Source organism: Armatimonas sp. (assembly GCF_043760365.1).
Taxonomy (GTDB): domain Bacteria; phylum Armatimonadota; class Armatimonadia; order Armatimonadales; family Armatimonadaceae; genus Armatimonas.
In genome coordinates this window covers 1-3,638 of sequence record NZ_JAYUPA010000725.1, presented here as the reverse complement: position 1 = coordinate 3,638, position 3,638 = coordinate 1, and the positions used below count along the sequence as shown (strand labels likewise).

At 61.8% G+C, this 3,638-nt stretch carries 6 protein-coding genes; 1 reads left to right on the top strand and 5 read right to left on the bottom strand.

Annotated features, from left to right (window positions below):
• Nucleotides 1–792, top strand: a 792-nt coding sequence (locus ACH2EH_RS17145) for a PEP-CTERM sorting domain-containing protein (RefSeq protein ID WP_395143467.1), incomplete at its 5' end; no start/stop codon positions are given.
• A 138-nt stretch (nt 793–930) separates the two neighbouring features.
• Here ACH2EH_RS17145 and ACH2EH_RS17140 read toward each other — a convergent pair.
• The 5 genes from ACH2EH_RS17140 to ACH2EH_RS17120 all read right to left on the bottom strand — a co-directional run.
• Nucleotides 931–1,773 (bottom strand): ChaN family lipoprotein, encoded by an 843-nt coding sequence (locus ACH2EH_RS17140; protein ID WP_395143465.1) that lies wholly within the window; start codon nt 1,771–1,773, stop codon nt 931–933.
• Nucleotides 1,770–2,189: a hypothetical protein gene (locus ACH2EH_RS17135; RefSeq protein ID WP_395143463.1), complete on the bottom strand. Its 420-nt coding sequence runs from the start codon at nt 2,187–2,189 to the stop codon at nt 1,770–1,772. The genes ACH2EH_RS17140 and ACH2EH_RS17135 overlap by 4 nt, the downstream gene beginning before the upstream one ends.
• A complete protein-coding gene (locus tag ACH2EH_RS17130) occupies nt 2,180–2,515 on the bottom strand; it encodes a hypothetical protein (protein ID WP_395143461.1) in 336 nt (111 codons plus the stop codon). The genes ACH2EH_RS17135 and ACH2EH_RS17130 overlap by 10 nt, the downstream gene beginning before the upstream one ends.
• Entirely contained in the window at nt 2,512–3,189 is a 678-nt protein-coding gene (locus ACH2EH_RS17125) for a helix-turn-helix domain-containing protein (protein WP_309698139.1), read from the bottom strand. The genes ACH2EH_RS17130 and ACH2EH_RS17125 overlap by 4 nt, the downstream gene beginning before the upstream one ends.
• Before the next feature lie 10 nt (nt 3,190–3,199).
• Nucleotides 3,200–3,638, bottom strand: a 439-nt coding sequence (locus ACH2EH_RS17120) for an S-adenosylmethionine:tRNA ribosyltransferase-isomerase (protein ID WP_395143460.1), incomplete at its 5' end; no start/stop codon positions are given.

The window sequence follows — 3,638 nt, the reverse complement described above, 5'->3', positions numbered from 1 at the left end:
ACGGGTTCACGCGTGAAGTTTGTGGACACACGCCTTGCAAAAGGCGAGGAAAGTGTCTGGACAGACGCGGCGCAAGTGACGGAGAGCTTCCTAAATTCTCGTCGCTTTGTGGGCGGCGTGGACGCCGTGCCCGCTCTCAAGCGCCTGAGCCAAACAGAAAACACCGTGCGCCCGACCACGATTCTCTGGCTACACGGCCCGGTGCCCCAGGAGGCTGTGAGTCCTCAGCCACTTCTGGAAGCGCGAAGCCTGCACAAAAATACGCCGTCGCTGGTGGGCCTGCTGGTAACACCCGGCCAGGATGTCGTGATGGATGCACTCTCCACCGACAAGCGCATCCACACGCGGGAGGGCATCGGCTGGGCCGGGGCGGTTCAGCGTGCGGCACAGGCGGCACAGAGCACCACGGACGCGAGATCTATTCCCCTGGGTGGCCGGGAACCGGCACTCGGTGGAATCTATCTCGCACCGAACGCCGATGCGGACAGCCAAACCGACTGGGCACGCCTCGCGGCCACCAGCCGCGTGCTCCGGGCCTGGTACACGGGCTACGACCAGGATGCCCTCGCCAAAGCCGCCGCCCGCCGTCGGCTCATTACCCCGCTCTCCGGTGCTGTCGTGCTGGAAAACAAGGAGCAATACGAGCGCCACGGCCTTGATCCCAACAACGGCCAGCCCAAGTCAGGAGCCCCGGATGTCGTCAGTGGCCTCGCACCGGAGCCAGGAACGCTCGCCTTCTTTGCTCTAGGGAGTGTTATTTTCGCGGCGCGCCGCCGGAGATCGCCCCGATGAACCGGGGCGTCTTGTTATCCTCATTCTTCGGACACAAAGGCTGCAAGCAGCCATAAGAAAACTCCTATGGGCGGCACGCCCTTCGTGTCGCGCAGCGACAATAAGACGCCCCCGTTCATGGGGGCGAGATTCAGAGTGTTATTTTCGCGGCGCGGGCACGAAAACGAGCCAGTCGGCTTCTGCCTTAAACTCGGACGGGTCGGCGGTGCGGACATCGGGAACGGGGATGGCTTTGACAAGCGCTAGCTTCGTTCCCAGGGGACGCTTGAAGAGGGTGCGCGCCGCCGTGCCCATGCCACCGTCGGAGTGGAAGCTGCCGTTGACATGGTAGACCACGTGGCCTTTATCCAGCGCCCGAACAATCGTCTCCGCCATCGTGTCATCACGCAGGCACTGCGCCTCGTAGATTCCCCGGAGCCGGGACGCATCCATTGCAGGGCCGTGGCTGACTCCCATTCCCGTCATGGTAGCAAAGAACTTCCTCTGGTAGGTGTCGCCCATCGGGGCCGTGATCGCGGCGGCGATCAGTGTTTTCTCCGCAGGCGCAAGGCTCTCTAGCCCCGCGAGGCCTTTCTGACCGACAAGGCGAACAAACTTCGCGGGCGCATTGGAACCAAACACCGCGAGCTTATTGGTCTTGGCATACTCCACCATCGCTCGGTAGTCGGTCGGGTAGGTTTTCCAGAGCGTGACGGCTTTTGCGAACGCCGCTTCGTCAATCTTGCCCGTGAGGTAGTCGTCAAGGCCCGCCTGCCCGTCACGCTCGATCATCTCCATCGCCAGCGCTAACTTCGGCCCGACTTTTTTATGAACCTCAGCAAAGAGCCTTGCTTCCAGCTTATGGGTCTCGGGATCGTCGTGCTGCTCGCCCACAAAGATCGCGTTGGCCTGGGCCAATCGCCCGGCTAAGTCTCTCCAGCGCAAGCCACGCCCCGTCGCCGCCTCGACCACCCGCCAGTTATCTGTCTCATCACGTATCATGGCCGGATGATACCTGAAAGCACTGCCTGGAAGCGCTCCCCCCAGCTCCACCCCTCGAAGCCCGTGAGTGGTAGCACAGAAATAGAGGCTCCTGGTTCACAAAGCCCCACAAGCTCGGCAGCGATAGCCTGCGCATGTTCGGTAAAACGTGGGTAGGTGGCGGCGGCGAAGCTTTCGTCGCCCAGAGTGGCGAGAAGATCGGCGTGGCCGATGGAGAGCTGGACGTGGGCGGCTTTGATGCCCATTTCTTTCCACTGGGGAATCTGGACGTAGCGCACGGCAGCAATTGTGGCATCGGGGCGGGCGAGCGGGATTATCCGTAGGCCGGAACGGGGCTCGGGAGTGTGGAGCGTGTCGCCAAGAGCGATTAAATAGCGCGGGGCATCGGCCCCAAGGACCGGAAGGCTCAGTCGCACGCGAGTGTTTCTCCCACGGCAACGCCCTCCAGCCCTCCAGCGACAAGCTCCCAGGCAACCGTGGCTCCCGGCACACGCGGCGCAATTCGAAACGGGGGGAGAGTGAGCACACAAAGTACACAGCCCTGGCTATCACAGTAGGCGAGGGTGAGCGCGAAACGCATCCCTATCGTGTGCAGACGCTCGCCTTCAGTTAGTGGGATTCCCAGAGCAACCGTGGGATCGGATGGGCGAGCCAGCCAGCCACGCCCCCGTGCCCAGAAGCTTCCCAGCCAGCGGGCATCGGTAGCGAGTACCCGTCCGCTCTCACGAGAAACAAGCCTCACAACAGACGTGCTTGTTGCTTGGCGGCGCGCTTGTCCAGAAACGTCATGACATCGGAGAGCTTGAAGCGCCGCTGCTGCCCCAGTGTTCTATGGTGTGTCAGGTTCCCCCGGTTGGCATAGCGCCGCACGGTCGCGGGACAGACATCCAGCAGCTTGGCCGTCTCCTCCAGTGTCAGAATCGGGTCGAGCAGGCGGATAATCAGCTGCTCACGCGTCTCCTCAAAGGTTCGCGACGGCGGAACGGCCTCGGGAGCCATTGAGGCGAGGATCTGGACATGGCGCGGCAGCCCTTCCCAGAGATCCGCTCCCTCCGCATCGGTCGTCGGATGCTGCGGTGGCAGAAGTGGAATGAGAAGCTGTTCGGTCGCCTGCTTCGGGTTTGGAATCTTGAAGGTGGGCCGCACCATAACCCGTGGAACAGTAGGCTCTTTCCCCGAGAGGAGGTCCAGAGGCAACGTGGTCTGCGCGGTCTCGGCAGCAAAGGACTCCACAGTCAGCAAGAACGAATCGGGTGCATCGAGCGGGACAGCAATCGTAATACCACCACGCACGACATAGCGGACATTTTCTATCGTACCAGGTTCGGGAACGGGGGGACGCTCGGGAGAGGCAGGCTCGTCGGCTTCCTTCTCCTTGCGCTCAATGTAGCGGTAAAACTCGTCAAGGCCAGGCATGTGTCTCGCATTATACCGTAAGCATTGCATCACCAAAACTTAAAAATCGGTAGTCTTTTCCAAGCGCTTCTTCATACGCACTTCGCATACTAGCGTAGCCCATAAACGCCGCAACGAGCAAGAGTAACGAGGAGCGTGGCTGGTGAAAATTGGTGATGAGGCCGTCCACAGCGCGAAAGGCATAGCCCGGTGTGATGAATATCCCCGTCTCGCCTTCTACTGCCGCCACACGCTCCCCGCTCCCTTGCTCGCCCGCCCGCCGTCCCGCCGACTCCAGCGCTCGGAGCGCCGTGGTGCCCACCGCGATCACACGCCCCCTACACTGATTTACCGCCGCTGCTGTCTCTTCAGGGACGGCATAGGTCTCGGTGTGCATGACATGCTCGGCGATGTTCTCGGTCTTGATGGGCCGAAATGTCCCAATCCCCACATCCAGCCGCAGCCGTGCG

Excerpts from the sequence above, each read along its gene's own strand:
- ACH2EH_RS17140 (WP_395143465.1), bottom strand. The coding sequence starts at position 1,773 with ATGATACGTGATGAGACAGATAACTGGCGGGTGGTCGAGGCGGCGACG.
- ACH2EH_RS17125 (WP_309698139.1), bottom strand. The coding sequence starts at position 3,189 with ATGCCTGGCCTTGACGAGTTTTACCGCTACATTGAGCGCAAGGAGAAG.